The sequence below is a fragment of the Micromonospora sp. CNZ280 genome, from assembly GCF_011759515.1.
Map to the genome: position 1 here is coordinate 358,807 of NZ_JAAOYP010000003.1, position 23,906 is coordinate 382,712.

Below are 23,906 nucleotides of genomic sequence, written 5' to 3' on the forward strand. Positions count from 1 at the left end.
GGTCACCGGCGGCTCCCCGCTGCCACCGGGTGTGGTTGGTATTGCAGCGGGATCGTCGCGCGCACCCGGAATCCGCCCGTCTCGTCGGCTCCGGCGTCGAACTGGCCGCCGAAGATGGTGACCCGCTCGCGCAGTCCGATCAGGCCGTTTCCGGTGCCCACCGCCGACCCCGGCACCCGCTGCCCACCCAGTGACACATGCGTGTTCACAACCGACACCTCCAGCTCCCGTGCCGTTCGCCGCAGGCCGACGCGCACTGATGCCCCGGGCGCATGCTTCATCGCGTTGGTCAACGCCTCCTGCAGGACCCGGTACGCCGTCAGGTCCACTGCCGGCGGCAGCGCGTCCAGATCACCCTGCGGCTCGACGTCGACCGCCAGGCCCGCGCCGCGTGCCGTGGCCACCAACGCATCGAGCTGAGCCAGCCGCGGCAGCGGGGCGGTCGCCGACTCATCGGCCGCCCGCAGCAGGCCGAGCATGCGGCGCAGCTCCGTGACCGCGTCCTCGCCGGCCTGCTGCACAGTGTCGAGGGCCTCGCGGGCACGGGCTGGACGTTCCACCAGCAGCTCCTGCGCCGCACCCGCATGCACGACCATGATCCCGATCGCGTGCGCGACGATGTCGTGCAGCTCGCGTGCGATCCGGGCACGCTCATCGGCGACCGCTTGCTTCGCCTCCCGCTCGCGGGCTTCGGCGAGTTCGGCCGCGGCACGGCGTGCTCGCTCGCTGCGCCGCGCGGCGACGCCCGGCGCCCATGCCCCGAGAGTGAGGGTGGCCATGAAGACCACGTCACCCCAGCTAAAGTCACTTTGCACGGAGGCGATCAGGGTCACCCACCACAGCGCCAGCGCTGCCAGCGACTGCCGAAACGGTAGATGTGCCCCGGAGGCGTAGCTGCCGACGATCCAAATTGCCAGGTAGAAGACGTCACCCGGGCCCGTCCCCGTGATCAGCAGCGTGATGACGGTGGCCGCCAGCGTGCCCAGGGTCGACACGAACGGATTCACCCGGCGAAAAGCCAGCGACAACGCGGCGACCAGCTGCGCCACCAGGGTCACCGTCGCCGAGCCGTCCGACAGCAGCGACACCAGCGAACCGGCCGCTAGCCCCGCGGCCAGCGCGATGTCAGTCCGGGGTATCCGCACAAAGCCGCACGCTAGCAGCACGGCTGCCACGCCGGATCATGCGCAGATACCAGTGCCGTCCACCCCTGGGAGGACGACGCGGATACGCCAGGGCACCAAGCGGGCACCGCGGGCGGACGCCGCGCCGCGCCGGCCAGATGACGCTGTACCGGCCCGCCCTGACCGACGGAGGAAGCACGATGATCCGCAAAACCCTAGCCGCCAGCCTGGTGGCCGCACCGATCCTGTTCACCGCCACGGAGTTCACCCGGCTGCTCGTTGAAGCCGGCGGCACCGACGATCCGGGAGCCGCGCTGGCCCGCATCCAGCAGTCCCGCAGCACATGGGAACTGTTCGGCTGGCTCGTGTTCGTCACAGCGCCCGTCTGGGTCGCCGCCATCGTGGGTCTCGTCGAGAGCCTGCGTCAGGCCCGCGAGCGGTGGGCCACCGTCACCGGCATCATCGCCGTCGCCAGCGCTGTGTCATGGGCCATGCACCAAGCCAGCTACGTCGAGCTCAACGCGGTGGTGGCGCACCACTACGGCTCGGCCAGCCAGGTCGCCCTGGCCATGTACGACGGTGTCGGCGGCACCGGAATGGAGGACGCGACGCTGATCGGAATGGCCCTCGGCCTGCTCCTCGGCCCACTGCTGGTGCTGCTCGGTCACGCCCGCGCCGGCCTGGTGCCATGGTGGGCGTTCGCCTGTGTACCGGCGTGGATGGCCATCACACTGCTCTCCGGCGGCATGTCCCCCATGTTCGCCCTGGCCAACCTGCTCCTGCTGCCGCCGTTCGTGCTCGTCGCGCGGACGCTGGCCCGTCCAGCCACACGTCTCGAGGCCGAGGTCGAGGCATCCGGGAAGCTCGTCGGCTGACCTGCGTCACCGATCCCGCTCGCGCCTTGGCGCGAGCGGGATCGGCACGTCCGGCTCATCGGCCAGGTCCGGTCGCTGCTACCCCGCAAGATCGACGCCCTCTTCCCGGCTACCTGTTCCATTGACCTACCACCGCGGCCCAGAAGCGGACACCGAGCGGCTCGCCATTGAACGGCCGATCGTTACACAACGTCACGGATCGCGCTCGCGGCCGATCCACGGCCACCCGGCACCGCGCCAAGTACCGACGAAGATTCGCAGATAGCCGTCGGCTCCTCGCCGGGCCATGGCTGATCCCGGTACGCGGTCACCGGCGACCCGCGCCGCCGGCCCCCACCGATCATGACCGGGTGGCGGCACGTACATGACGAAAGTGAGGGGCGGGTGGTGCCGTTCGGGCGCGGTGCCGGCCCGGGCCGGCCACCTAGCGTCGACACATGATCACACTACGTGGGTTGACCAAGCGGTTCGGGCGGACGACGGCCGTCGACGACCTGACCGTCGACATCGCACCCGGCCGGGTCACCGGGTTCCTCGGCCCCAACGGCGCGGGGAAGTCCACCACCATGCGCATGATCCTCGGCCTGGACCGGCCCACCACCGGGCGGGCGCTGATCGACGGCCGGGCCTACCGGGAGCTGCGCCGACCGCTGCGCGAGGTCGGCGCGCTGCTGGACGCCCGGGCCATCCACCCGGCCCGGTCCGGCCGGGCCCACCTGCTGGCGATGGCCCGCAGCAACGGCCTGCCCGTCCGCCGGGTGGACGAGGTGCTCGGCACCGTCGGGCTGGACGCCCGCGCCGCCGCCAAGCCCGGCCGGACCCTCTCGCTCGGCATGGCGCAGCGGCTCGGCATCGCCGGCGCCCTGCTCGGCGACCCGCCCGTGCTGATGTTCGACGAGCCGGTCAACGGCCTCGACCCGGACGGGGTGCGCTGGGTCCGGCAGCTGATGCGGTCGCTGGCCGGCGAGGGCCGGACGGTCTTCGTCTCCAGCCACCTGATGAGCGAGATGCAGTTGACCGCCGACCGGCTGGTGGTCATCGGCCGGGGCCGGCTGCTCGCCGACGCGCCGATCGACGAGGTGATCGCGGGCAGCGCGGTCGCGGTACGGGTGCGCAGCCCGCACCCGGCCGGCCTGGCCGCGCTCGCCGAACGGCTCAGCGCCACCGGGGCCGCCGTCGACCCGGCCGGCCCGGACGAGCTGACCGTCACCGGCACCACCGCCGACCGGATCGGCGACCTGGCGTACGAGCTGGGGGTCCGGCTACACGAGCTGAGCCCGCACGGGGCCTCGCTGGAGCAGGCCTTCATGGAGCTGACCGCCGGCGGCGTCGAGTACGCCGGCACGCCGACCGGAGGGACCACCCGATGAACACGATCGCCGCCGAATGGACCAAGTTGTGGTCGGTGCGCTCCACCTGGTGGACGGTGCTGGCCGGGCTGCTGCTCACCGCCGCGACCGCCGGCCAGCTCGCCATCTACGCCGCCAACGCGAACACCAACGACGACCCGGCCGACGACGCCGGCGTCGTCACCGTCGGCAGCGTCGTGATCGGCTCGGTCGAGCTGACCCAGTACGCCGTGCTGGCGCTCGGCCTGCTGATCATCACCAGCGAGTTCACCAGCGGCACCATCCGGACCACCCTGCAGTGCAGCCCGTCGCGCGGCCGCGTACTGCTGGCGAAGGCCGCGGTGACCGGGGCGGTGACCTTCGCGCTCGGCCTGCTGCTCGGCGCGGTCGGCGCGGCGGTGGCCCGGCCGGTGCTGGGCCGGTGGGGCACCGCGCCGGCCGCGGAGACGCTCGCCGACGTCGCGGCGGTGGCGGTCTACCTGGCGCTGGTCGGCGTGCTCGCGCTGGGCCTGGCCGCGGCGCTGCGCAGCGCGGTGCTCACGCTGACCGTGCTGGTCGCCACCCTGATGATCGTGCCGCTATCGTTGCAGGAGCCGGACATCGCGGTGCTGAACCGGATCGCCGACGCCTTCCCGGGGGTGGCCGGGGCGCACTTCCTGGCCGGCGACAGCGACCCCTACCCGGCGGCCGTCGGGCTGCTGCTGCTCGCCGGGTGGGCCGCCGCCGCGCTGGCCCTGGGCCGGGTCGCGCTGCGCCGCCGGGACGCCTGACGTGCGCGGGCGGGGCGGGTCAGCCGGCCGGCTCGACCAGCCCCGCCTCGTACGCGAGGATCGCCGCCTGCACCCGGTTGCGCACCTCCAGCCGCGTGAAGATGCTGGTCAGGTAGCTCTTCACGGTCCCCTCCACCAGGTGCAGCCGGCGGGCGATCTCGGCGTTGGACAGCCCGGCCCCGACCAGCGCCAGGACCTCCCGCTCCCGGTCGGTGAGCCCGGCCAGCCGGTCCCGGGCGGCCGGGCGCCGGGCCAGCCGCCCGCCGCCCAGCTCGATCACCCGGCGGGCCACCCGCGGCGACAGGTACGCCCCGCCGTCGGCCACCGCCCGCACCCCGGCGATCAGCTCGCGCGGGTCGCCGGCCTTGAGCAGGAACCCGCTCGCGCCGTGGCCGAGCGCCCGGGCGACGTGGTCGTCCTCGCCGAAGGTGGTCAGCATGACCGTGGCGGTCTGCGGGACCAGCCGGCGGATCTCCGCTGCGGCGCTGAGCCCGTCCAGCTTCGGCATCCGGATGTCCAGCAGGGCCACGCTCGGCCGGTGCGCCCGGACCAGTTCCACCGCCGCCCGGCCGTCGCCGGCCTCGGCCACCACCTCGATCTCCGGGTCCGCGGCGAGGATGGCCCGGACGCCGGCCCGGATCATCGCCTCGTCGTCGGCGAGGACGACCCGGACCGGGCCGGTCGGCGTGCTGTCGGTGCTCACTGGTTGATCCGCTCCTTGCTGACCAGCCGGCCGTCGGCGAAGCAGAGTCGCCAGGTCGGCTGGGCCAATGGGAAGTTTCCGTCGGTGTAGTACTCGCAGCCGGCCGGGTCGGTGCCGGCGGGCCGGTCGAGCTGGCGGCGGGGCAGCCCGGTCAGCTCCGCCCGGACCGTGCCGATCCGCATCGCGTCGAAGGTGGCCTGGTCCAGCACCGTCCCGGCGGTCGCCACCGGGTAGTAGACGAGGGAGAGCACCAGGGCGAGGCCGGCCGGCGCCCCGAATGCGGCCAGCAGGCTGCGCCGGACCCGCCGCCGGGCGTCGCGCAGCCGCCGCTCCGCCTCGGCCGGCCGCTCCGGCGGCTCCGCCCGCCCGGTCCGGTCGCCGCCGGCGGCCGGACCCACCACCGACCCGCCCGCCCGGCCCGGGTCCACCCGCGCCGGCTCGTCCACTCGCCCGGGCACGTCGAGCCCGGTCGGGCCGGTGACCGGCAGCCCGGCGCGTACGGCGAAGCCGCCGTCGGGCCGCGGGCCGGCGTCGAGGGATCCGCCGGCGAGGCGTACCCGCTCGGCGAGCGCGAGCAGGCCGCTGCCGTGCGACGGCGGACCGGGCAGCGGGCCGGCCGGCGGCGGCGCGTTGACCACGGCCACCTCGATCCGGTCACCGGCCCGGGTGAGCCGCACGGTGACCGCGGCGCCCGGGGCGTACCGGGCGGCGTTGGTCAGCGCCTCGCGGACCACCCGGTGCGCGGCGTGCCGGACCCGCGCCGGCAGCTCGGCCGCGTCGGGGATCGCCGCCAGCCTCACCGCCATGCCGGCTTCCCGGGCGCCGTCGACCAGCTCCGCCACGCTCTCCTCGGCCGGCCGGGTGGAGCTGGCGCCGCCCGCCTCGCGGAGCAGCCCGATGATCTCGTGCAGCCGTTCGGTGGCGGTGGCGACGCTGGCCCGCAGCTCCCCGGCGGCAATCCGGTGCCGCGGGTCGAGATCCGCGGCGACCTCCAGGGCGGCGGCGCGCAACGCGATCAGGCTGAGGTCGTGGCCGAGCGAGTCGTGCATCTCCTGGGCGATCCGGGCACGCTCCCGCAGCCGGATCCGCTCGGCGGCACCGCGCTCCTCCCGGACCAACGCCTCGGCGTGCCGGCGGCCCGCCTCGGTCAGCTCGTGCTGCTGGCGCCGGTACCGGCCGACCAGCCAGGGGAACACCCCGGCGAAGAGCAGCACGGAGGCGAGCAGGAACCAGGTGGCCGCGCCGGCGCCGAGCAGCCCCAGGTTGAGCACGGTGCCGCCGGCCGCGAGCGCGACGAAGGCGACGGCGGCCGGCGTGGCGGTGGCGCCACGGCGCCCGGCCAGGTAGCTGAACACCGGGATCGCGAACAGGAAGTTGCCGTTCAGCAGCGAGCCGAGCACCGCCATGACCAGGGCGGCCACCGGCCAGCGCCGGCTCACCCCGACCGCGGCGGTGAGCACGAGCAGCGCGCAGACCGTCAGCACGGTGTCCCGTCCGGAATGCGGCGGGGTCACCCCGGCGTATCCGATCGGAGCGGCGGTCACCAGCCACAACAGCGCGTCGCCGGCCCACCGCCGGTGATCGGCACGCGACCACCGCCCGTCGCCCACCCGGGCCACCCACCAGCTCGTCACGGCGGCCAGGCTACCCACGGCCGCCCTGGGCGGGCACCGACGAAAGTCAGGTGTTCAGCTGATCTCCTCGGCCCAGGCCCGCCAGTCGTCCAGCACCCCGTAGAGCGCCGGGGTGAGCCAGCCCGGCGCGGACCGCCGGAACACCCCGGGGTCCATCGCGCCGGCGCCGGCGGGCAGCGCGCCGAGCAGGTTCGGCACCAGGTCGGTGAGGTTGGCCCAGTGCACCAGCTCCGGCTCGGCGGGCCAGGCGCCGATGACCACCCCGGCCGGCACCGCTCGGCGGTCCAGCGCCTCCAGGGTGAGCGCTGTGTGGTTGAGCGTGCCCAGCCCGGCCCGGGCCACCACCACCGCCGGCGCGCCCAGCGAGACGGCCAGGTCGGCCACCGTCCACGGCTCGCCCGACGGGCGCAGTCCCATCGGCACCAGCAGCCCGCCGGCGCCCTCGACCAGCACCAGGTCGTGCTTGTCGGCCTCCTCGCGGACCGCGTCGACCGCGCTGTACAGCTCCAGCGGCTCCCGCTCGGCGACCCGGGCGGCGGCCAGCGGGGCCAGCGGGTCGGGGAAGCTGGCCAGGGTGCGGCCGGTCAGCGGGGCCGCCAGCCGGGTCACGTGGTCGACGTCGCCGGGCTCGCCGCCGGCCGTACCGGTCTGGCCGGGCTTGACCACCGCGACCCGCAGGCCGGCCGCCTGCGCGGCGGCCGCGATCGCCGCGGTCACCACGGTCTTGCCGACCTCGGTGTCGGTGCCGGTGACCAGCACCGGCCCCCGCCACGGCTCGGTCATGCGCCCACCTCGGTTCGCGACTGCGGGGCTCGCAAACCCGGCTCACTCCTCGCGCTCACGGTGCCACCTCGGTTCGCGACTGCGGGGCTCGCAAACCCGGCTCACTCCTCGCGCTCACGGTGCCACCTCGGTTCGCGACTGCGGGGCTCGCAAACCCGGCTCACTCCTCGCGCTCACGGTGCACACTCCACAATGACCTCCAGGGCCCGCTCGAAGTCCGCCCGGGGCACCCCGGCGCCGATGGTGAGCCGCAGCCGGGACCGGCTGTCCGGGGTCGACGGCGGTCGGAAGCAGCCGACCGCGACGCCGCGGTCACGGCAGTCGGCCGCCCAGGCCGTCGCGGCCTCCGGGCCGGGCGCGGTCACCGAGACGACCGCCGCGTCCGGTGCGGAGACGTGCAGTCCGGCGGCACGCAGCCGGCGCACCGCCAGCGCGGCCCGTTCGGCGATCTCGGCGCGCTGACCGTCGCCCGCCCGGGCCCGCGTGACGGCGGCGTGCACTCCGGCGGCGACCGCCGGGGGCAACGCGGTGTCGAAGATGAAGGTGCGCCCGGTCTCCACCAGGTGTCGGACGAACTCGGCCGGTCCGGCGACCACCCCGCCGGCGCCGCCGAGGGCCTTGGACAGGGTGGCGGTGACCACCACGTCCGGCTGGCCGGCGAGCCCGGCGGCGGCCACCCCGCCGGCCCCGGCCGGGCCGAGGACGCCGAGCGCGTGCGCGTCGTCGACCAGCAGCAGCGCGCCGTGCCGGCGGGCGAGCGCGTGCAGCTCGGCCAGCGGGGCGAGGTCGCCGTCGACGGAGAAGACCGACTCGGTGACCACCACCGCCGGCCGGCCGGGCGCGGCTTCCAGCGCGGTGGCCACCGCGGCCACGTCGTTGTGCGGGGTCACCACGGTCTCCGCGCCGGAGATCCGGCAGCCGTCGATCAGCGAGGCGTGGTTGTGCGCGTCGGAGACGAGCAGCGTACGGGGCTGCGTGAGCGCCCGGACCGCGCCGAGGTTGGCCAGGTAGCCGGAGGAGAAGACCAGGGCCCGGTCGGTGCCGAGCCAGTCGGCGAGGGTGTCCTCCAGCGCGTGGTGGGCGTCGGTGGAGCCGCGCACCAGCCGCGACCCGGTGGCTCCCAGCCCGTACGCCGCCAGCGCCCCGCCGGCCGCGGCGGTGACCTCGGGGTCGGTCGCCAGGCCCAGGTAGTCGTTGCCGGCCAGGTCGACCACGGCGTCGCCGGCCGCGCGGGGCCGCAGCCGGCGGGTCAGCCCCGCCTTCGCCCGCAGCTCGGCGCGGCGGTGCAGCGCCGCCAGCCAGTCCGCCACCGTCACCCCCACACCGCCGGTCGCGGCCGCCGTCGCCGAGCACGGCCGCCGGGCGAAATTACCATCCGTGACCCGGGGCCCGACGCTTCCACCCCGGCCGGCGTCGCCTCGTCACCGCAGGCCGCGCGGCCGTTCCTGTCGATCCGGCGGGCTTGTAGGGTACGAACCATGCCAGAGATCCTCGACCAGGCCCGTACCCAGGTGCTGGAGAACGGTGTCGGCCTCGACGAGGCCGGCGTCCTCGCCGTGCTGAACCTGCCCGACGAGCACCTGCCCGCCGCCCTCCAGCTCGCCCACGAGGTGCGGATGCGCTGGTGCGGCCCGGAGGTGGAGGTCGAGGGGATCGTCTCGCTGAAGACCGGCGGCTGCCCCGAGGACTGCCACTTCTGCTCCCAGTCCGGCCTGTTCACCTCGCCGGTGCGGTCAGTCTGGCTGGACATCCCGTCCCTGGTCGAGGCGGCGAAGCAGACCGCGGCCACCGGGGCGACGGAGTTCTGCATCGTGGCCGCCGTCCGCGGCCCGGACGCCCGGCTGATGAAGCAGATGCGCGAGGGTGTCGCCGCCATCAGGGCCGAGGTCGACATCCAGGTGGCCGCCTCGCTCGGCATGCTCACCCAGGAGCAGGTCGACGAGCTGGTCGACATGGGCGTGCACCGCTACAACCACAACCTGGAGACCTGCCGCTCCTACTTCCCGAACGTGGTCACCACGCACTCCTGGGAGGAGCGCTGGGAGACGCTGCGGATGGTCCGCGAGTCCGGCATGGAGGTCTGCTGCGGCGGCATCCTCGGCCTCGGCGAGACGGTGGAGCAGCGGGCCGAGTTCGCCGCGCAGCTCGCCGAGCTGGACCCGCACGAGGTGCCGCTGAACTTCCTCAACCCGCGGCCGGGCACCCCGCTGGGCGACCGGCCGGTGGTCGAGGGCAAGGACGCGCTGCGGGCCATCGCCGCGTTCCGGCTGGCCATGCCGCGCACCATCCTGCGGTACGCCGGCGGCCGGGAGATCACCCTGGGCGACCTGGGCACCCGCGACGGCCTGCTCGGCGGCATCAACGCGGTGATCGTCGGCAACTACCTGACCACCCTGGGCCGGCCGGCCACCGAGGACCTGGCACTGCTGGACGACCTGAAGATGCCGGTCAAGGCGCTCTCCGCGACGCTGTGAGGGGTTGACGGTGACGGACGCTGCGGGGCTGGTGACGCCGAACGGGGCGGCGCCGGCCTGGTGCGACCGCTGCGGCGAGGCCGCGGCGGTCGGGTCGCACGAGGCGTGCGTGGCGGCGCGCGCCCTGGAGCCGCCGCGCTTCTGCGCGCGCTGCCGGCGCCGGATGAAGGTGCAGGTGCTGCCGGTGGGCTGGGCGGCGGTCTGCGTCGAGCACGGCGAGATCCGCGGCTGAGGCCCCGGTGACCCCCCCGCTTCCTCGTCGCCGGCGGGCCGATCCCGCGGCCGGAGTCCCGGTGGCGCCGGTGACCGGGGAACTGCGCGGGCGGGCGGTGACGCTGCGCCGGGCCGGCGCCGCCGACGTGCCGGCGCTCGCCGCGATCCGGGCCACCCCGCAGGTGCGCCGCTGGTGGCGCGGCGGCGACGACCTGGCCGCCGCCGTCGAGGCCGACCTGGCCGACCCCGACCTGACCGTGTACGCGGTGCTGCACGACGGCCGGGTGGTCGGCGCGATCCAGTGGTACGCCGAGGACGACCCGGACTACCGGCACGCCAGCCTGGACATCTTCCTCGACCCGTCGGTGCACGGCCGGGGGCTCGGGCCGGACGCCATTCGCACCCTGGTCCGGCACCTGGTCGAGGCGTACCGGCACCACCGGTTCACCATCGACCCGGCGGCGGCGAACACCCCGGCGATCCGCAGCTACGCCAAGGTCGGCTTCCGCCCGGTGGGCGTGCTGCGCCGCTACGAGCGCGGCGAGGACGGGCGCTGGCACGACGGGCTGCTGATGGACCTGCTCGCCGACGAACTGGTCGACTGACCCCGTTCCGGTACGTTCCGGGCAGCCCGCCCATGTCCCGATCCGAGGGTCACCTGTCCGTCCGGCCGGCCATCAGCCACCGGCCTTCCCCGGTTCCACCTGATCAGCGGGTCGAACGGCCCGCCGATCAAGGAGGAACCCATGTCCCGATTCCAGCGCTGGCGGGAACCGCTGACAGCGCTCGGCCTGGCGGCCGGGCCGGTCGTCGCGCTCGGCTTCACCCGGTTCGCGTACGCCCTGCTGCTGCCCGCGATGCGCGGCGACCTGCACTGGACGTACGCCCAGGCCGGCGGATTGAACACGGCGAACGCCGCCGGCTACGTGATCGGCGCCGGGACGGCGGTGTTCTGGGCCCGCCGGTTCGGTGACCGGGCCGCCTTCCTCGGCACCCTGGCGGTGAGCGCGCTCGCCCTGCTGCTCACCGCGACCACCGCGAACTACCAGGTGCTCAGCCTGCTGCGGTTCGTCGGCGGCGTGACCACCGCGGTCTCCTTCGTGCTCGGCTCGGCGCTGGCCGCCCGGGTCGCCGCCGGCGGCGGGCAGCGGCGCGCCGCGTCGCTGGTCGCGCTCTACATGGCCGGCGTCGGCGTCGGCGTGCTGCTCTCCGGGATCGCCGTGCCGGCGGCGCTGGCCGAGGCCGGTGACGCCGGGTGGCGGGCCGGCTGGCTGCTGCTCGGTGTGCTCGCCGTGGCCGCGGTCGCGCCGGCCCTGCTCGCGGTGCGCCGGGTCGCGCCGGTCGCCGGCGCCACCAGCGCCGGACTGCCCCGGGCCGACCTGGCCCGGCTCGCCCCGACCTTCGCCTGGTACGTGCTGTTCGGCGCCGGCTACGTCAGCTACCTGACGTTCGTCGTCGCGCTGCTGCGCGACCAGGGGCTGGGCACCCCGGGCATCGCCAGCTTCTTCGTGCTGCTCGGCCTGGCCTCGGCGGTCGCCACGCTCACCGTCTGGGGACGGGTGATCGGCCGGCTGCCCGGCGGCCGGGCGCCCGCGCTGGTGTCGCTGCTGGTCCTGCTCGGCGTGCTGCCAGTGCTGCTGCTGCCGGCCGGCCTGCCCGCCGCGCTGCTGTCGGCCGTAGTGTTCGGCAGCTCGTTCATGGCCGGCCCGACCGCGGCCACGGTGCTCGCCCGGCGGGCGTTGCCGGCCACCGGCTGGACCGCCGGGATCGCCCTGCTGACGGTGGCCTTCTCGGTCGGCCAGGCGGTCGGACCGCTGGCCAGCGGCGTGCTGTCGGATTCCGGCGGGGTCGCCGTCGGGCTGTGGCTCTCGGTCGGCCTGCTCGCCGCGGCCGGGCTGGTCGCCCTGCGGCAGCGCGACGGCGAGCCGGTCGCCCCGGCCGCCGCCGAGCCGGCGCTCGCCGCCCGCCGCTGAGCCTCCGCCCGCTCGGCGGGCGCGGCGGGCCGGCTGCGTCGCCTGCTCAACGGTCGGTGGCGATGCCGGTGGTGCGGAACCGGGACCGGAACGCCCCCGGGGTGATGCCGATCTCCCGGAGGAAGACCCGCCGCATCGTCTCGGGCGAGCCGAAGCCGGCCCGCCGGGCCACTACGTCGAGCGTGTCGTCGCCCCGTTCCAGCAGGCCACGCGCGGCCTCCACGCGGACCCGGTCCAGCCACACGGCGGGAGTGGCGCCCAGTTCGGCCCGGAACATCCGGCCCAGGTGCCGCACGCTGACCCCGGCCAGCGCCGCCATGCCGGCCAGGTCGTACGGCCGGGCCGGGTCGGCGGCCACCGCGTCCAGCACTCGGCGCAGCGCGTCGTTGCGGGTGCTCGGGGTGCTGGTGCGGACGCTGAACTGGGACTGGCCACCCGGCCGCTGCATGAACACCACCAGGTGCCGGGCCACCGCGCGGGCCACCTCCGGCCCGAGGTCCGCCTCGACCAGGGCCAGGGTCAGGTCGATGCCGGCGGAGATGCCGGCCGAGGTGATGATCCGCCCGTCGGTGATGAAGATCGGGTCGGGGTCGACCACGACCGCCGGGAAGTGCGTGGCGAGCTGGTCGGCCAGGTCCCAGTGGGTGGTCGCCCGCCGGCCGTCGAGCAGCCCCGCGGCGGCCAGGGCGAAGGCCCCCGCGCAGACCGACGCGGTCCGTTTCGATCCGGCGGCGAGCCGGCGGATCTGGTCCAGCATCGCCCGGTCGGCGGCCACCGCCTGCCAGTCCGGCGCGCCGGGCACCACCAGCGTGCCCACCGGCGCGGCGACGTCGGGCAGCGCCCGGTCGACGCCGAGCCGGACGCCGGCGCTGCTCACCACGTCCCGGCCGTCCGGCGAGGCCAGCACCGTGCGGTACGCCCCGCCGTGCTCGTTGGCGACGGTGAGCACCTCCAGCGGCCCAGTGACGTCGAGCAGCCGCACCCCGTCGTAGACGACGAAGACCACGGTGTGGCACCGGCCCGGAGCTCGCACGGCTCGACCCTAGTCAGCCGCCCGGGTGCCGGGCGGCGGATCGTCCGACACCGGCGCGACGGGCGACGGTCAGCCGTCCCAGACGAGATCGTGGTCGCCGTCGCGGCGGGCGCCGGCGGCCGGCCGGTGCGCGGCGAGCCGGCCGTCCGGCATCAGGTGGTTCACCGGCACGTCGTGGCCGAGCACCGCGACGTCGGCGATCAACCGCCGGTGGCAGCGCCACCAGACGCTCTCGCTGCACATCACCGCCGTGGTCCGGGCCGCCGCGTCGGCCAGCACCGCGCCGAGCGCCGCCCGGAAGTCCGGCGTACGGGTGTACGCCGCGTACGCCCGGAACGCCGCCACCGTCCACCAGGTGTCCGGCTCCGGTGTGCCGGCCGGGGTGTGCCGCCGGCCGCCGAGGCTCGGCTCCCAGCGGTAGTCGATCCCGGCCCGCGGCAGCCAGCGTTCCAGCTCCTCCCGGCGGACGTCGGGGTTGGTGCGGCTGGCGGGGAACCGCCGCACGTCCACCACCAGCTCGATTCCCGCCCCGGCCAGCAGCTCGCCGAGCCGGGCCCGGTCGGCCGGACCGTGCCCGACAGTCACCAGCGCCCGCTCCACCACCACATCCTGCCCCGAATCCCGGGCAGTCACCGTTCGCGACGAACGGTGACTGCCCGGGATCTCGACAGAGCGGTGGTCAACCCAGGGTGCAGGGGGCGCCGTTGAGGGTGAAGGCGGTGGGTCTCGGGTTGCTGCCGGTGTGGGTGCCGTTGAAGCCGAAGCTGGTCGACGCCCCCGGGGCCAGCACGCCGTTGTAGGAGACGTTCGTCGCGGTCACCGCCGTCCCGGTCTGGCTGTACGTCGCCGACCAGCCCTGCCCGACCCGCTGCCCGGTGCTGGGGAAGCTGAAGGCGAGGGTCCACCCGTTCAGCGCCGCGGTGCCGGTGTTGGTGATGGTGATGTTCGCGGTGAACCCGGTGCTCCAGTCGCTGGTGACGTACCCGACCCGGCAGTCGGCGGTCGGCGTCGGGGTGACCGGGGTGGTCACCTCCAGCACCGGCGAGGCGGCCGAGCGGTTGCCGGCGCCGTCGCGCGCCCGCACCGAGAACCGGTACGTCCGCTCCGGCGTCAGGCCGATCACCGCGAGGGAGTTGGTGGCGGCGGTCAGCAGGACCAGCGCGTCGCTGCCGACCTGCTCCTGGGTGACCTCGTAGCCGGCCAGGCCGCTGCCCCCGGCATCGGTGGCGGCGGGCCAGGTCAGGGTGAGGCCGGTCGGCGTCAGCGCCGAGGCGACCGGGGTGCCCGGCACGGTCGGCGCGGTGGTGTCCGGCGTGCCGGGGCCGGGCTCCGCACCCCAGACCCGGGTGCCGCCGGAGTAGAGCGGCACCGTTCGGTTCGGGCCGGCGTCGGCCTGGTACGACGGGTCGTTGGTCGGGTCCCAGGTGCCGCCCTCCGGCACGCCGACCTTGAACTGCACCTCCATCCGGTGCTGGGACTGGCCGGCCGGGGCGATGGTGTGCCCGGTGCAGTCCACCTCCACGTACCAGATGTCACCGGAGTGCTGCCGGGCGCTGGTCGGCGCCGGGCAGCCCTGGGAGTAGCCGGGGGTGACCTGCACCGGGCCGGGGCCGTCCGGGCGGAAGTAGTACCGGAACCGGCCGTCGGTGAGCGCCCGGGCCGGGAAGCCGGACCGGTTGTAGACGATCGCCTTCAGCCCGGTGGCCCGCGGCTCGGCCTGCATCACCGTAGTTTCCACGGTGAGTTCGTCCAGGTCCGGCGGCTCCGGGGTGGGGAAGTTCGCCAGCGGGGTGCCGCCGTACTCCTGCGCGAGCCGGGCCAGCGCCGAGGTGAAGCCGGCGTTGTAGTCGGTGGCCACCTCGTTCATCACGTAGTCGGAGCGGTTGTCGGTGTAGGCGTCGTTGGCCGTGGAAGGGCCGCCGACCAGCGCGCCGTACAGGGTGTGCCGGGTCTCGGTGGGCACGGTCTGGCTGTCCCACCACGAGCCGTGCGCGGTGCGGTGGTGCGGGTTGCGCGGCGGGTTGGCCCCGAAGCCGATCACGTAGCTGGAGTTGCGCGGGTTGTCGCCGAGCGCGTAGCCGATCTGCCGGACGGCGAAGTCGTGGTAGCGCGCCTTGCGGGTGGCGTCGGTGGTCCGGTCGCTGTAGACGAGCGCGGCGAATGCGGTGTTCGCGGCGTAGCGCAGCGCGCCCCAGGAGTCGAGCACGGCCATCCCGCCGGGCGAGTACGCCACCCGCTGCCCGTTCACCCCGACGGTCCACCAGTCCAGCCAGCGGTTGGCGTCGTCGACGTACTTCTGCTTGCCGGTCAGGTTGGCCAGCAGCACGTACGCGCCGAACTGCTTGTTGTCCCAGGCGATGGTCCACTTGTAGGACCGGGTGGTGGTCTGGTTCTCGGTGCCGAGCTTGTCGTACTCGCTCTCCGCCTTGGCCAGGTAGGCGGCCTCGCCGGTGGCGCGGTGGAGCCAGATCGCGCCCCAGACCAGTTCGTCCTGCCAGCCGCTCCAGGAGCGGTAGAAGTTCGTCGCGTCGGTGATGCACTCGTGGTAGCTCCTCCGCACCGTGTCGGCGAAGGTGTAGAGCTGCCGGGCGTGGCCGAGCAGCGTGTCGGCGTAGCTGGGGTCGGTGGGGCGGAACACCATCGAGGAGGCGGCCATCGCGGCAGCCGTTTCGCCGGCCAGGTCCGCGCCGCCGCAGCTGGCATCGATCTTGTACGCGGGCCGCGCCATCGGCAGCACCTCGGCCGGCCCCCACCACTTGTGGTCGTCGTCGCCCTTGCCGACCTGTCCGTAGAGGACGTTCGGTGCCGGGTGCGCCTTGATGAACCAGTCGTTGACCCAACGGAGGTTGTCGAGCAGGTGCGGGAGCTGACCCGTGGCGGCGTAGCCGGCCCGGTACTCGACAGCGCCCCAGGCGAGCATGGTGGCGCTGAACGCCATCGGGAAGCCGAACTTCACGTGATCACCCGCGTCGTACCAGCCGCCGGTGAGGTCGAGGCCCACGTCGGCGCCGTCGGTCAGCGCCGAGTCGCCCCGCCAGGAGACCCGGTTCCAGTCCGGTAGCCGGCCGGACTGCTGCGCCTCGTAGAACAGGAGCGACTTCTGCAGCGCCTCCGCGTAGTTGAACGCGGGAGCGGCAGGCGCGGGCGTGGCCGGCGCGACGACCGCGAGGGCGAGCCCGGTGGCGAGCGCGGCGCCGGCGGCCAGCAGGCGACGCGGCCAGGGTTGGTCGGCCGGTCGGGGCCGTCTCGGGTGGGGCATGGCGTGCTCCTGTCGGTGGCGCCGCCGGGCGGGACGTCGTCGGATCCGACGTGGACTGCCGGCGGTGGTGGTGGTGGTGAGGGTCGCCACGGGCACCGGGAGCGCTCCCATGGATATTCAGCAATGTAATCTCACCCTCACCGGTTTGGGAAGACCGCCGGCGGCCGCCCTCGCCCCACCTGCGGGGCGGTCGCAGCGTCACGCCGAGCATTTCCGTTACAGCGACACGCCTGCGGAGAGTAGTGGATTTCGCCGGACGGCCGGCTTCCGGCGGCATGTCCGCGCACGTCAGACCGATCACCTGATGTCGACGGCGATCACCGTCCGTGCGATCATGTGCTGTCCCCTCGATCCATTCCGGAGGAATCCTCATGCCACAGCGTCGGCGCGTGGCGCGCACGGCCGTCTCCACGGCCGCCGCCACGGCCCTTCTCGCCATCGCCACCCCCGCCTGGGCATCCAGCACGATCCCGCTGCACGAGCCCCATGAGGGCAAGAAGGCGGGGTTCCAGGAGCAGTGCGGCGACGACAAGTTCACGGGCCGGCCGGCAGATCACGACGGCTGGCACTTCGTCCTCGACGGTGGCCGGAAGACCGCGGGCGACTTCGAGAATCTCACCCTCACCTTCCAGAACCTGGCCGGCGCCACGGTGACGGTGAAGATTCCGGACGGCACCGACGCCTACCCTGACTTCCTCTCCGCCAACGGCGAGGACGGCCAGGTCAAGCACGCCTACCTGTTCACCCCGGCCGGATGGACCCTGCTCGGCGGCAGCGCCACGATCAGCGGCGTCGCCGACAGCTTCAATCTGAGCCACACCTGCGCCGGCACCCCGGTCACGCCGAGCCCGTCGACGCCGACGACCCCGACCACGCCGACCACGCCCGCGACGCCGACCACGCCGGCCTCGCCGTCCGGGTCGGTCACGCCGTCGACGTCGGTCACGCCGTCTGACTCGGCCACGCCGTCAACGTCGGTCACGCCGTCGGAGGGCACCGGCGTCGGGGGCGGCGGTGGTGACAACGGGGGCGGTTTGCCGCTGACCGGTGTCGCCACCACCAGCATCGCGCTGGGCGGCCTCGCCCTGATCGGCGCCGGCACCCTGCTGGTGCTGCGCCGCCGCCGGGACAACGTCACCTTCACCAGCTGACCTGACGCAGCACACCCGAACGGCCGCCGGACACCCGTCCGGCGGCCGTTTCGCGTGCCCACCCCAGCGCCGGCCATCGTGCGGACCTCAGCACCGGCCATCGTGCGGCCCGTCCAGTGGCCCGCCCGTCGGCGGGCGGCCGGGATGCGTCGGGCCACACCGAGGAGGCCCGGATTGATCCCTTCCGGAGCGAGATCCGTACCGACGGGTAACCCGGTCGACGGCGCCCGGAGATAGCTCACATTATCGATATACATGGATGTGCTGGCCGCGTACACCCAGGTCAGGACGTTCGGGATCGACCGCGACCCGCGGTCGGGGCGGGCGCCGCGCGAGCGTCGCGTTCCGGCATACGAACGTACTGTTGCCCGGCCGCCGCGCGACGCGCGACAGTACGCGACACCAAGCGGTGCCATCGACGCCGCCGCTCCCCGGACGAACCTGAGGAGATCGCGATGGCTCTACGACTCGCCGACGGCACCGCCTGGTCGGACACCCTGGCCCGCGCGGTAGCCGCCGCCCCGGAGGCGTTCGGCCCGCCGGCCGACGGCGTCGCCACCCTGCACAACCTCGTCGAGGGCGACTGGCGTGCGGTCGGGGCGCCCACCCCGGTACGCACCCCGGTGGACAACACCGTCCTGATCAACCTGCCCCGGCTGGACGCGGAGAGCGCCCGAGCCGCCGTGGTGCACGCCGCCGCCGCGCACCGGGACTGGGCCACCACCCCGCTGACCGAGCGGAAGGCCCGGGTCACCGACGCGCTCGACGCGCTCACCGCGCACCGCGACCTGCTCGCCCTGCTGCTGGTCTGGGAGATCGGCAAGCCGTGGCGGCTGGCCTGCGCCGACGTGGACCGCGCGCTGGACGGCGTGCGCTGGTACGTCGGTGAGATCGACCGGATGCTCGCCGACGGCCGGGAGCCGCTGCCCGGCCCGGTCAGCAACATCGCGTCCTGGAACTACCCGATGAGCGTGCTGGTGCACGCGGAACTGGTGCAGCTGCTGGCCGGCAACGCGGTCATCGCCAAGACGCCCTCGCAGGGCGGCGCGGTCTGCCTGACCGTGGCGCACGCGCTGATGCGCCGGGCCGGGCTGCCCGCCACGCTCGTCTCCGGCAGCGGCGAGGAACTCTCCGAGGTGCTGGTCCGGGCGCCGGAGATCGGTGCGGTGGCGTTCGTCGGTGGCCGGTCCAACGGCGGCAAGGTGGCCGCCGCGCTGCTCGACTCCGACAAGCGGCACTTCATCGAGCAGGAAGGGCTCAACGCCTGGGGCGTCTGGAACTTCTCCCAGTGGGACCTGCTCGCCGGGCACCTGAGGAAGGGCTTCGAGTACGGCAAGCAGCGCTGCACCGCGTACCCCCGGTTCGTGGTCCAGCGGGACCTGGTCGACGAGTTCCTCGACATGTACCTGCCGGTGGTGCGCTCGGTCCGGTTCGGACACCCGCTCGCCGTCGGCGACGACTGGTCGGCCGGCGACCCGCTGCCGGAGCTGGACTTCGGCCCGCTGATCAGCGCCGCCAAGGCCGACGAGCTGCGCCGCAAGGTCGACGAGGCGGTACGCGGCGGCGCGGTGCCGCTGCACCGGGGCAAGCTCGACGGCGCGCCGTTCCTGGACGGACAGGACACCTCCGCGTACGTGGCGCCGGCGGTGCTGCTCGCCCCGCCCGGCCGGTCCCGGCTGATGCACGCCGAGCCGTTCGGGCCGGTCGACACCATCGTGGTGGTGGACACCACCGACGAACTGCTCGCCCAGATGAACGCCTCCAACGGCGCGCTGGTCGCCTCGCTCGCCTGCGACGACGAGGAGTTGGCCGGCAAGCTCGCGGTGGACCTGCAGGCGTTCAAGGTGGGCATCAACAAGCCCCGCTCCCGCGGTGACCGGGACGAGCCGTTCGGCGGCCGGGGCGCCTCCTGGAAGGGCGCCTTCGTCGGCGGCGACCTGCTGGTACAGGCCGTCACCCAGGGCACCGACACCCGCCTCTACGGCAACTTCCCCGACTACAGCAGCTACCCCACCACCTGACTTACTCCCCCACCCCGCGATCTTGCACTTTCGGCCCGTGAAACGCGGCATGTGCCCCGTTTGCCGGGGCGGAAAGTGCAAGATCGCGCGGGGCCCTCAGCGGGGGTGGGCGGGGGTGGGGGTGGTGAGGGGGACGGTGAGGGTGAGCAGGGCGCCGTCGCGCTCGGTCGGGGTCGGCCGGGCCAGCCGGCGCAGGGTGCGCAGCATCGGGGTGTTCTCGGCCTGGACGTGCAGCAGCAGCGCCGCGTAGCCGGCCCGCTCGGCGTGGCCGACCAGTCGCCGCAGCAGCGCCGAGCCGAGCCCGCGCCGCTGCCAGTCGTCCCGCACCAGCAGCGCCACCTCGGCCTCGTCGCCCTCGGCGAGCAGGTTCGCCATCGCCACCACCGGCTCCCCCGCGCCGCGGCAGCCGGGCGCGGAGGCGAGCAGGGTCAGTCCGCGCGCCGGTTCCAACAGCCGGCGCAGCCGGGCCGGCGACGGGGCCGCCGCGCCGCCCAGGTAGCGCCGGTACCGGCTGCGCGCCGAGCACGCCTCGTGCAACTCGACCACGCCGGCCAGGTCGTCCGCGCCGGCCGGTCGTACGCCCAGCTCGGCGCCGTCGGGCAGGACCAGGGTGACCTGCTCGGCGGCCCGGCGCGCGACGGTCGCGGCCAGCTCGACCAGGGCCTGCGCCCGGGCGTACTCGGCCGGGGTGAAGTCCGGGGCGGCCCGGTGCAGCTCGAAGGACCCGCCGCCCGGGTCGGCCAGCAGCATGGTTCGTCCGTGGATGCCGCTGCGGACTCCGGCGGGCACCGGCCGCCAGCTGACCGGGTCCGCGCCGAGCAGCGCGCGCAGCGCCTCACCGGTCGCGTCCGGGTCGCGCACCAGGCGGTTGGCCAGCCCGAGCACCCGGGTCGGCTGGTCGGCCAGCCCGCGCGCCTCGCTGCGCGCGACCCAGCAGTCCCGGCCCCGGCCCCGCTCGACGGCGGCGACCAGGTCGGCCTCGCCGAGCGTGTCCGGCGCGTCGACCAGGAAGTCGTCGACCGCGCCCCGCTCGGTGGTGTGCACCTGCACGGTGAGGATGTTGACCCCGCGCAGTGCGAGGCTGGCAGTGAGCACCGACAGGTAGCCCGGCCGGTCGTCCACGGTGGCTCGGATCCGCCACAACGTCATGGTTGCCTCCCTTCCCCGGGTACGACCCTCGCGGGTGGCTGTTGCGGGCCGGTTGCCCCGGGGTGACGGCTCCGGAACCGGGTGCGCGACCTGCGCCACACCCGACGCACGGGCCGGCTCGAGCACAGCTTCGGGGCCGGGCGTCGCGCCGTGGACGGCGGTGGTCGGGAAGCGGTCCTTGCCGGTCAGGGGCCGGCCACCACCGGCGGTACGCCGACCAGGTCCAGCCGGTCGCCGAGGATCACCGCGCTGGCCCGGACCAGCTGCGCCAGCCGGTCCACCTCGGTGCTGTGGAACGCCGGCGCGGCCAGCGGTTCGGTGTGCTCCCGAGCCACCACCAGCACCAGGCCGGCCCGGCCGAACGGAGCGACCGCGAAGTGACCGCCGTCGGGCGTACCGACCGCCCGGGCGCGCAGCGGGGTCACCTCCGGCAGCGGCGGCGGGACCGGCGCCCGCCAACTGGCCTGCCCGATGGTGGGCGTCCCGCCGCCGGCCCGGGTGGCCCAGTCCAGCGGCACCACCGCGGCGACCGCCCAGTCGGCGGCGAGCAGTCCGGGCACCGCGTCGACCAGGGTGGCGACCCCGTCGGCCGGGTTCGCCGCCACCTGGGCCAGCAGCTCGGCGTCCTGGCCGGTGGTGGTGGGCGCGCCGATCGCCCGCCACACCCCGTCCACCCGTACCCCCGGGATCGCGGCCAGGCCGGCCAGCAGTCGCTCCACCCGGGCCGCGCCCGGCCAGACCACTGTGAAGTCGTCCACCGCCCGCCCGCCGAGCCGCTCCAGCACCACCACCTGGACGATGTCCGCACCGGAGACGCCCATGGTGCGGGCCACCTGGCCGAGCGTGCCCGGACGGTCCGGCAGCGTGACCCGAACTCGCAGCAACATCTGTGTACCCTCCGCTCGGCGGGGCCGGCAGCGTGGCCGGCAGGCTGGGCACCAGCCTGGCCGGTGCCCATTTCGTCCCTGTTGCCGCGGCATGTCCCGGGGGAAAATCCGACCTTGACAACCCGGTCGGGCTGCCATCAACTAGTCGGATGACCGATCCGGCCGTCGACGCGCTCCGGCCGGGGACCGCCCCGGCCACCCCGCCGGAGCAGGGCTCCACCCCCACGGCGCCCCCCGCCGGCGTCGACCTCGACCGGCTCGCCGGCTACCTCGCCGAGCACCGGCCCGAGCTGGCCACCGGCCCGCTGCGCGCCCGGCTGATCGCCGGCGGCAAGTCCAACCTGACCTACCTGCTGCGCGGCGGCGAGCACGAGGTGGTGCTGCGCCGCCCGCCGCTCGGGCACGTGCTGGCCACCGCGCACGACATGGCCCGCGAGTTCCGGGTGATCTCCGCGCTCGCCCCGACCGACGTGCCGGTGCCCGCGGCCCTGCTGCACTGCCCGGACCCGGAGGTGATCGGCGCGCCGTTCTACCTGATGGAACGGGTACCCGGCGAGGTGTTCCGCACCCGCGCCCAGACCGACCCGCTCACCGCGGCGCAGCGGCGGGAGCTGGCCATGGCGATGATGGACACCCTCGCCGCGCTGCACGCCGTCGAGCCGGCCTCGGTCGGGCTGGCCGACTTCGGCCGGCCGGAGGGCTACCTCGCCCGGCAGGTGCGCCGCTGGGCCGGTCAGCTGGAACGCTCCCGCAGCCGGCCGCTGCCGGGCATCGAGGAGCTGCGCGACCTGCTCGCCGCCACCGCGCCCGAGGGGGCCAACGCCGGCCGGATCGTGCACGGCGACTACCGGCTGGACAACCTCCTCGCCACCGTCGACCCGGTGGCCGTCCGGGCGGTGCTCGACTGGGAGATGGCCACCCTCGGCGACCCGCTGGCCGACCTCGGCCTTCTGCTGACCTACTGGGACGTGCTCGGCGGCAGCGAGACCGCGGCCGGCAACCCGGTCGCCGACGGGCTGGGCCCGCGCGCCGGCTTCCCCTCCGGCGGCGAGCTGATCGAGCGGTACGCCGGCCGCAGCGACGTCGACGTCGGCCCGCTGCACTGGCACGTCGCGCTCGGTTGCTTCAAGCTCGCGGTGATCTGCGAGGGCATCCACTACCGACACACGCTGGGGCAGACCCTCGGCGAGGGCTTCGACCGGATCGGCGAGATGGTGGCACCGCTGGTCGCGCACGGGCTGACCGCCGCCAGGGAGCGCTGATGGACTTCGCGTACGACGCCCGCACCGAACAGCTGCGCGGCGAGCTGACCGCGTTCCTGACCGAGCACGTCTACCCGGCCGAGCCGGTGCACGCCGAGCAGGTCGCCGCCGCCGGTGACCCGTGGGCCCGGCCGCCGGTGATGGCCGAGCTGAAGACCGAGGCGCGCCGGCGCGGCCTGTGGAACCTCTTCCTGCCCGACCCGCGCTACGGCGCCGGGCTGACCAACCTCCAGTACGCCCCGCTGGCCGAGCTGACCGGGCGCAGCCCGCACCTCGCCCCGGAGGCGGTCAACTGCGCCGCCCCGGACACCGGCAACATGGAACTGCTCGCCGAGTTCGGCTCCGACGCACAGCGCAAGCGCTGGCTGGAGCCGCTGCTCGAGGGCGAGATCCGGTCGGCGTTCTGCATGACCGAGCCGGAGGTCGCCTCCTCCGACGCCACCAACATCGCCACCCGGATCACCCGCGACGGTGACCACTACGTGATCAACGGCCGCAAATGGTGGTCGTCGGGGGCGATGGACCCGCGCTGCGAGATCTTCATCGTGATGGGCAAGACCGACCCGGGCGCGGACCGCCACCGGCAGCAGAGCATGGTGCTGGTCCCCCGGGACACCCCGGGGGTCACGGTCCGCCGCGGCATGACCGTCTTCGGCTACAGCGACGCCCCGCACGGTGGGCACGCCGAGATCGACTTCGTCGACGTACGGGTGCCGGCGGAGAACCTGATCGGCGCCGAGGGCGCCGGGTTCGCCATCGCCCAGGCCCGGCTCGGCCCCGGCCGCATCCACCACTGCATGCGGCTGATCGGGATGGCCGAACGGGCCCTGGAACTGCTCTGCCGGCGGGCCGGCGAGCGGGTCGCGTTCGGCCGGCCGCTGGCCGAGCAGGGCGTGGTGCGAGAGTGGATCGCCGAGTCCCGGGTGCGCATCGAGCAGGTCCGGCTGCTCGTGCTCAAGACCGCCTGGCTGATGGACACGGTCGGCAACAAGGGCGCGCACACCGAGATCCAGGCCATCAAGATCGCCACGCCGCTGATGGCCGAGTGGGTGATCGACAAGGCCATCCAGGCGCACGGCGGCGCCGGCGTCAGCCAGGACACCCCGCTGGCCGCGCTCTGGGCCCAGGCCCGCACCCTGCGCCTCGCCGACGGCCCCGACGAGGTCCACCGCGCCTCCCTGGCCCGCCGCGAACTCCGCCGCTGGACCCAACCCCCCGCCTGACTACCGGCCGGACCCACCCCGGC

General features: G+C 74.8%; 21 protein-coding genes. 11 read left to right on the top strand and 10 right to left on the bottom strand.

Annotation, left to right across the window (positions count from 1 at the left end):
• Window positions 1–2: 2 nt before the first annotated feature.
• Window positions 3–1,175 carry a histidine kinase gene (locus FHX32_RS23390; RefSeq protein ID WP_167187186.1) on the bottom strand — a complete coding sequence of 391 codons (1,173 nt, stop codon included), beginning with the start codon at window positions 1,173–1,175 and terminating at the stop codon, window positions 3–5.
• Between the two features lie 149 nt (window positions 1,176–1,324).
• Between FHX32_RS23390 and FHX32_RS23395 the strand changes: the two genes are divergently transcribed.
• From FHX32_RS23395 to FHX32_RS23405, 3 genes are all read left to right on the top strand, one after another.
• The gene (locus tag FHX32_RS23395) at window positions 1,325–1,999 is read left to right on the top strand and encodes a hypothetical protein (RefSeq protein WP_167187189.1); all 675 of its coding nucleotides are present in this window, start codon (window positions 1,325–1,327) and stop codon (window positions 1,997–1,999) included.
• 437 nt (window positions 2,000–2,436) lie between these two features.
• On the top strand, window positions 2,437–3,369 hold the full coding sequence (locus FHX32_RS23400) for an ATP-binding cassette domain-containing protein (protein ID WP_167187192.1): 933 nt from the start codon (window positions 2,437–2,439) through the stop codon (window positions 3,367–3,369).
• Window positions 3,366–4,118, top strand: a complete 753-nt coding sequence (locus FHX32_RS23405; RefSeq protein ID WP_167187195.1) for an ABC transporter permease subunit — start codon at window positions 3,366–3,368, stop codon at window positions 4,116–4,118. Before FHX32_RS23400 ends, FHX32_RS23405 begins: the two co-directional genes overlap by 4 nt.
• Before the next feature lie 19 nt (window positions 4,119–4,137).
• Here FHX32_RS23405 and FHX32_RS23410 read toward each other — a convergent pair whose 3' ends face one another.
• The 4 genes from FHX32_RS23410 to FHX32_RS23425 all read right to left on the bottom strand — a co-directional run bounded on the left by FHX32_RS23410 (window position 4,138) and on the right by FHX32_RS23425 (window position 8,548).
• The gene (locus FHX32_RS23410) at window positions 4,138–4,821 is read right to left on the bottom strand and encodes a response regulator transcription factor (RefSeq protein ID WP_167187197.1); all 684 of its coding nucleotides are present in this window, start codon (window positions 4,819–4,821) and stop codon (window positions 4,138–4,140) included.
• Window positions 4,818–6,455, bottom strand: coding sequence for a sensor histidine kinase (locus tag FHX32_RS23415; protein WP_486481284.1), 1,638 nt, complete (start codon window positions 6,453–6,455; stop codon window positions 4,818–4,820). Before FHX32_RS23415 ends, FHX32_RS23410 begins: the two co-directional genes overlap by 4 nt.
• A 54-nt stretch (window positions 6,456–6,509) precedes the next feature.
• Window positions 6,510–7,238: a dethiobiotin synthase gene (gene bioD / locus FHX32_RS23420; protein ID WP_167187203.1), complete on the bottom strand. Its 729-nt coding sequence runs from the start codon at window positions 7,236–7,238 to the stop codon at window positions 6,510–6,512.
• Between the two features lie 173 nt (window positions 7,239–7,411).
• On the bottom strand, window positions 7,412–8,548 hold the full coding sequence (locus FHX32_RS23425; protein WP_167189149.1) for an 8-amino-7-oxononanoate synthase: 1,137 nt from the start codon (window positions 8,546–8,548) through the stop codon (window positions 7,412–7,414).
• Between the two features lie 168 nt (window positions 8,549–8,716).
• Here FHX32_RS23425 and bioB point away from each other — a divergent pair, with 168 nt between their 5' ends.
• The 4 genes from bioB to FHX32_RS23445 all read left to right on the top strand — a co-directional run bounded on the left by bioB (window position 8,717) and on the right by FHX32_RS23445 (window position 11,898).
• Window positions 8,717–9,712 (top strand): biotin synthase BioB, encoded by a 996-nt coding sequence (gene bioB, locus FHX32_RS23430; RefSeq protein WP_167187206.1) that lies wholly within the window; start codon window positions 8,717–8,719, stop codon window positions 9,710–9,712.
• A gap of 4 nt (window positions 9,713–9,716) precedes the next feature.
• A complete protein-coding gene (gene bsaP, locus FHX32_RS23435) occupies window positions 9,717–9,944 on the top strand; it encodes a biotin synthase auxiliary protein BsaP (protein ID WP_208419169.1) in 228 nt (75 codons plus the stop codon).
• Window positions 9,945–10,014: 70 nt separating this feature from the next.
• Window positions 10,015–10,530 carry a GNAT family N-acetyltransferase gene (locus FHX32_RS23440; RefSeq protein WP_486481341.1) on the top strand — a complete coding sequence of 172 codons (516 nt, stop codon included), beginning with the start codon at window positions 10,015–10,017 and terminating at the stop codon, window positions 10,528–10,530.
• A 141-nt stretch (window positions 10,531–10,671) separates the two neighbouring features.
• On the top strand, window positions 10,672–11,898 hold the full coding sequence (locus FHX32_RS23445; RefSeq protein WP_167187212.1) for a YbfB/YjiJ family MFS transporter: 1,227 nt from the start codon (window positions 10,672–10,674) through the stop codon (window positions 11,896–11,898).
• A gap of 46 nt (window positions 11,899–11,944) precedes the next feature.
• Here FHX32_RS23445 and FHX32_RS23450 read toward each other — a convergent pair whose 3' ends face one another.
• The 3 genes from FHX32_RS23450 to FHX32_RS23460 form a co-directional block, all read right to left on the bottom strand.
• Window positions 11,945–12,931 carry a DJ-1/PfpI family protein gene (locus FHX32_RS23450; protein WP_167187215.1) on the bottom strand — a complete coding sequence of 329 codons (987 nt, stop codon included), beginning with the start codon at window positions 12,929–12,931 and terminating at the stop codon, window positions 11,945–11,947.
• 69 nt (window positions 12,932–13,000) lie between these two features.
• Window positions 13,001–13,564 (bottom strand): DUF488 domain-containing protein, encoded by a 564-nt coding sequence (locus FHX32_RS23455; protein WP_486481285.1) that lies wholly within the window; start codon window positions 13,562–13,564, stop codon window positions 13,001–13,003.
• A gap of 46 nt (window positions 13,565–13,610) precedes the next feature.
• Window positions 13,611–16,190 carry a glycoside hydrolase family 9 protein gene (locus FHX32_RS23460; protein WP_167187218.1) on the bottom strand — a complete coding sequence of 860 codons (2,580 nt, stop codon included), beginning with the start codon at window positions 16,188–16,190 and terminating at the stop codon, window positions 13,611–13,613.
• Between the two features lie 389 nt (window positions 16,191–16,579).
• Here FHX32_RS23460 and FHX32_RS23465 point away from each other — a divergent pair, with 389 nt between their 5' ends.
• Together FHX32_RS23465 and FHX32_RS23470 are read left to right on the top strand one after the other, a co-directional pair.
• Window positions 16,580–17,341, top strand: a complete 762-nt coding sequence (locus FHX32_RS23465) for an LPXTG cell wall anchor domain-containing protein (RefSeq protein WP_486481286.1) — start codon at window positions 16,580–16,582, stop codon at window positions 17,339–17,341.
• Between the two features lie 455 nt (window positions 17,342–17,796).
• On the top strand, window positions 17,797–19,362 hold the full coding sequence (locus FHX32_RS23470) for an aldehyde dehydrogenase family protein (protein WP_167187223.1): 1,566 nt from the start codon (window positions 17,797–17,799) through the stop codon (window positions 19,360–19,362).
• A 96-nt stretch (window positions 19,363–19,458) separates the two neighbouring features.
• Here the strand turns inward: FHX32_RS23470 and FHX32_RS23475 are convergent, their stop codons facing one another.
• Together FHX32_RS23475 and FHX32_RS23480 are read right to left on the bottom strand one after the other, a co-directional pair.
• Window positions 19,459–20,511, bottom strand: a complete 1,053-nt coding sequence (locus FHX32_RS23475) for a GNAT family N-acetyltransferase (RefSeq protein WP_167187226.1) — start codon at window positions 20,509–20,511, stop codon at window positions 19,459–19,461.
• Between the two features lie 185 nt (window positions 20,512–20,696).
• Entirely contained in the window at window positions 20,697–21,398 is a 702-nt protein-coding gene (locus tag FHX32_RS23480; protein ID WP_167187229.1) for an ACT domain-containing protein, read from the bottom strand.
• Between the two features lie 149 nt (window positions 21,399–21,547).
• Between FHX32_RS23480 and FHX32_RS23485 the strand changes: the two genes are divergently transcribed.
• Both FHX32_RS23485 and FHX32_RS23490 read left to right on the top strand, forming a co-directional pair.
• The gene (locus FHX32_RS23485) at window positions 21,548–22,660 is read left to right on the top strand and encodes a phosphotransferase family protein (RefSeq protein WP_167187232.1); all 1,113 of its coding nucleotides are present in this window, start codon (window positions 21,548–21,550) and stop codon (window positions 22,658–22,660) included.
• Window positions 22,660–23,883, top strand: a complete 1,224-nt coding sequence (locus FHX32_RS23490; RefSeq protein WP_167187235.1) for an acyl-CoA dehydrogenase family protein — start codon at window positions 22,660–22,662, stop codon at window positions 23,881–23,883. The genes FHX32_RS23485 and FHX32_RS23490 overlap by 1 nt, the downstream gene beginning before the upstream one ends.
• Window positions 23,884–23,906: the final 23 nt, after the last annotated feature.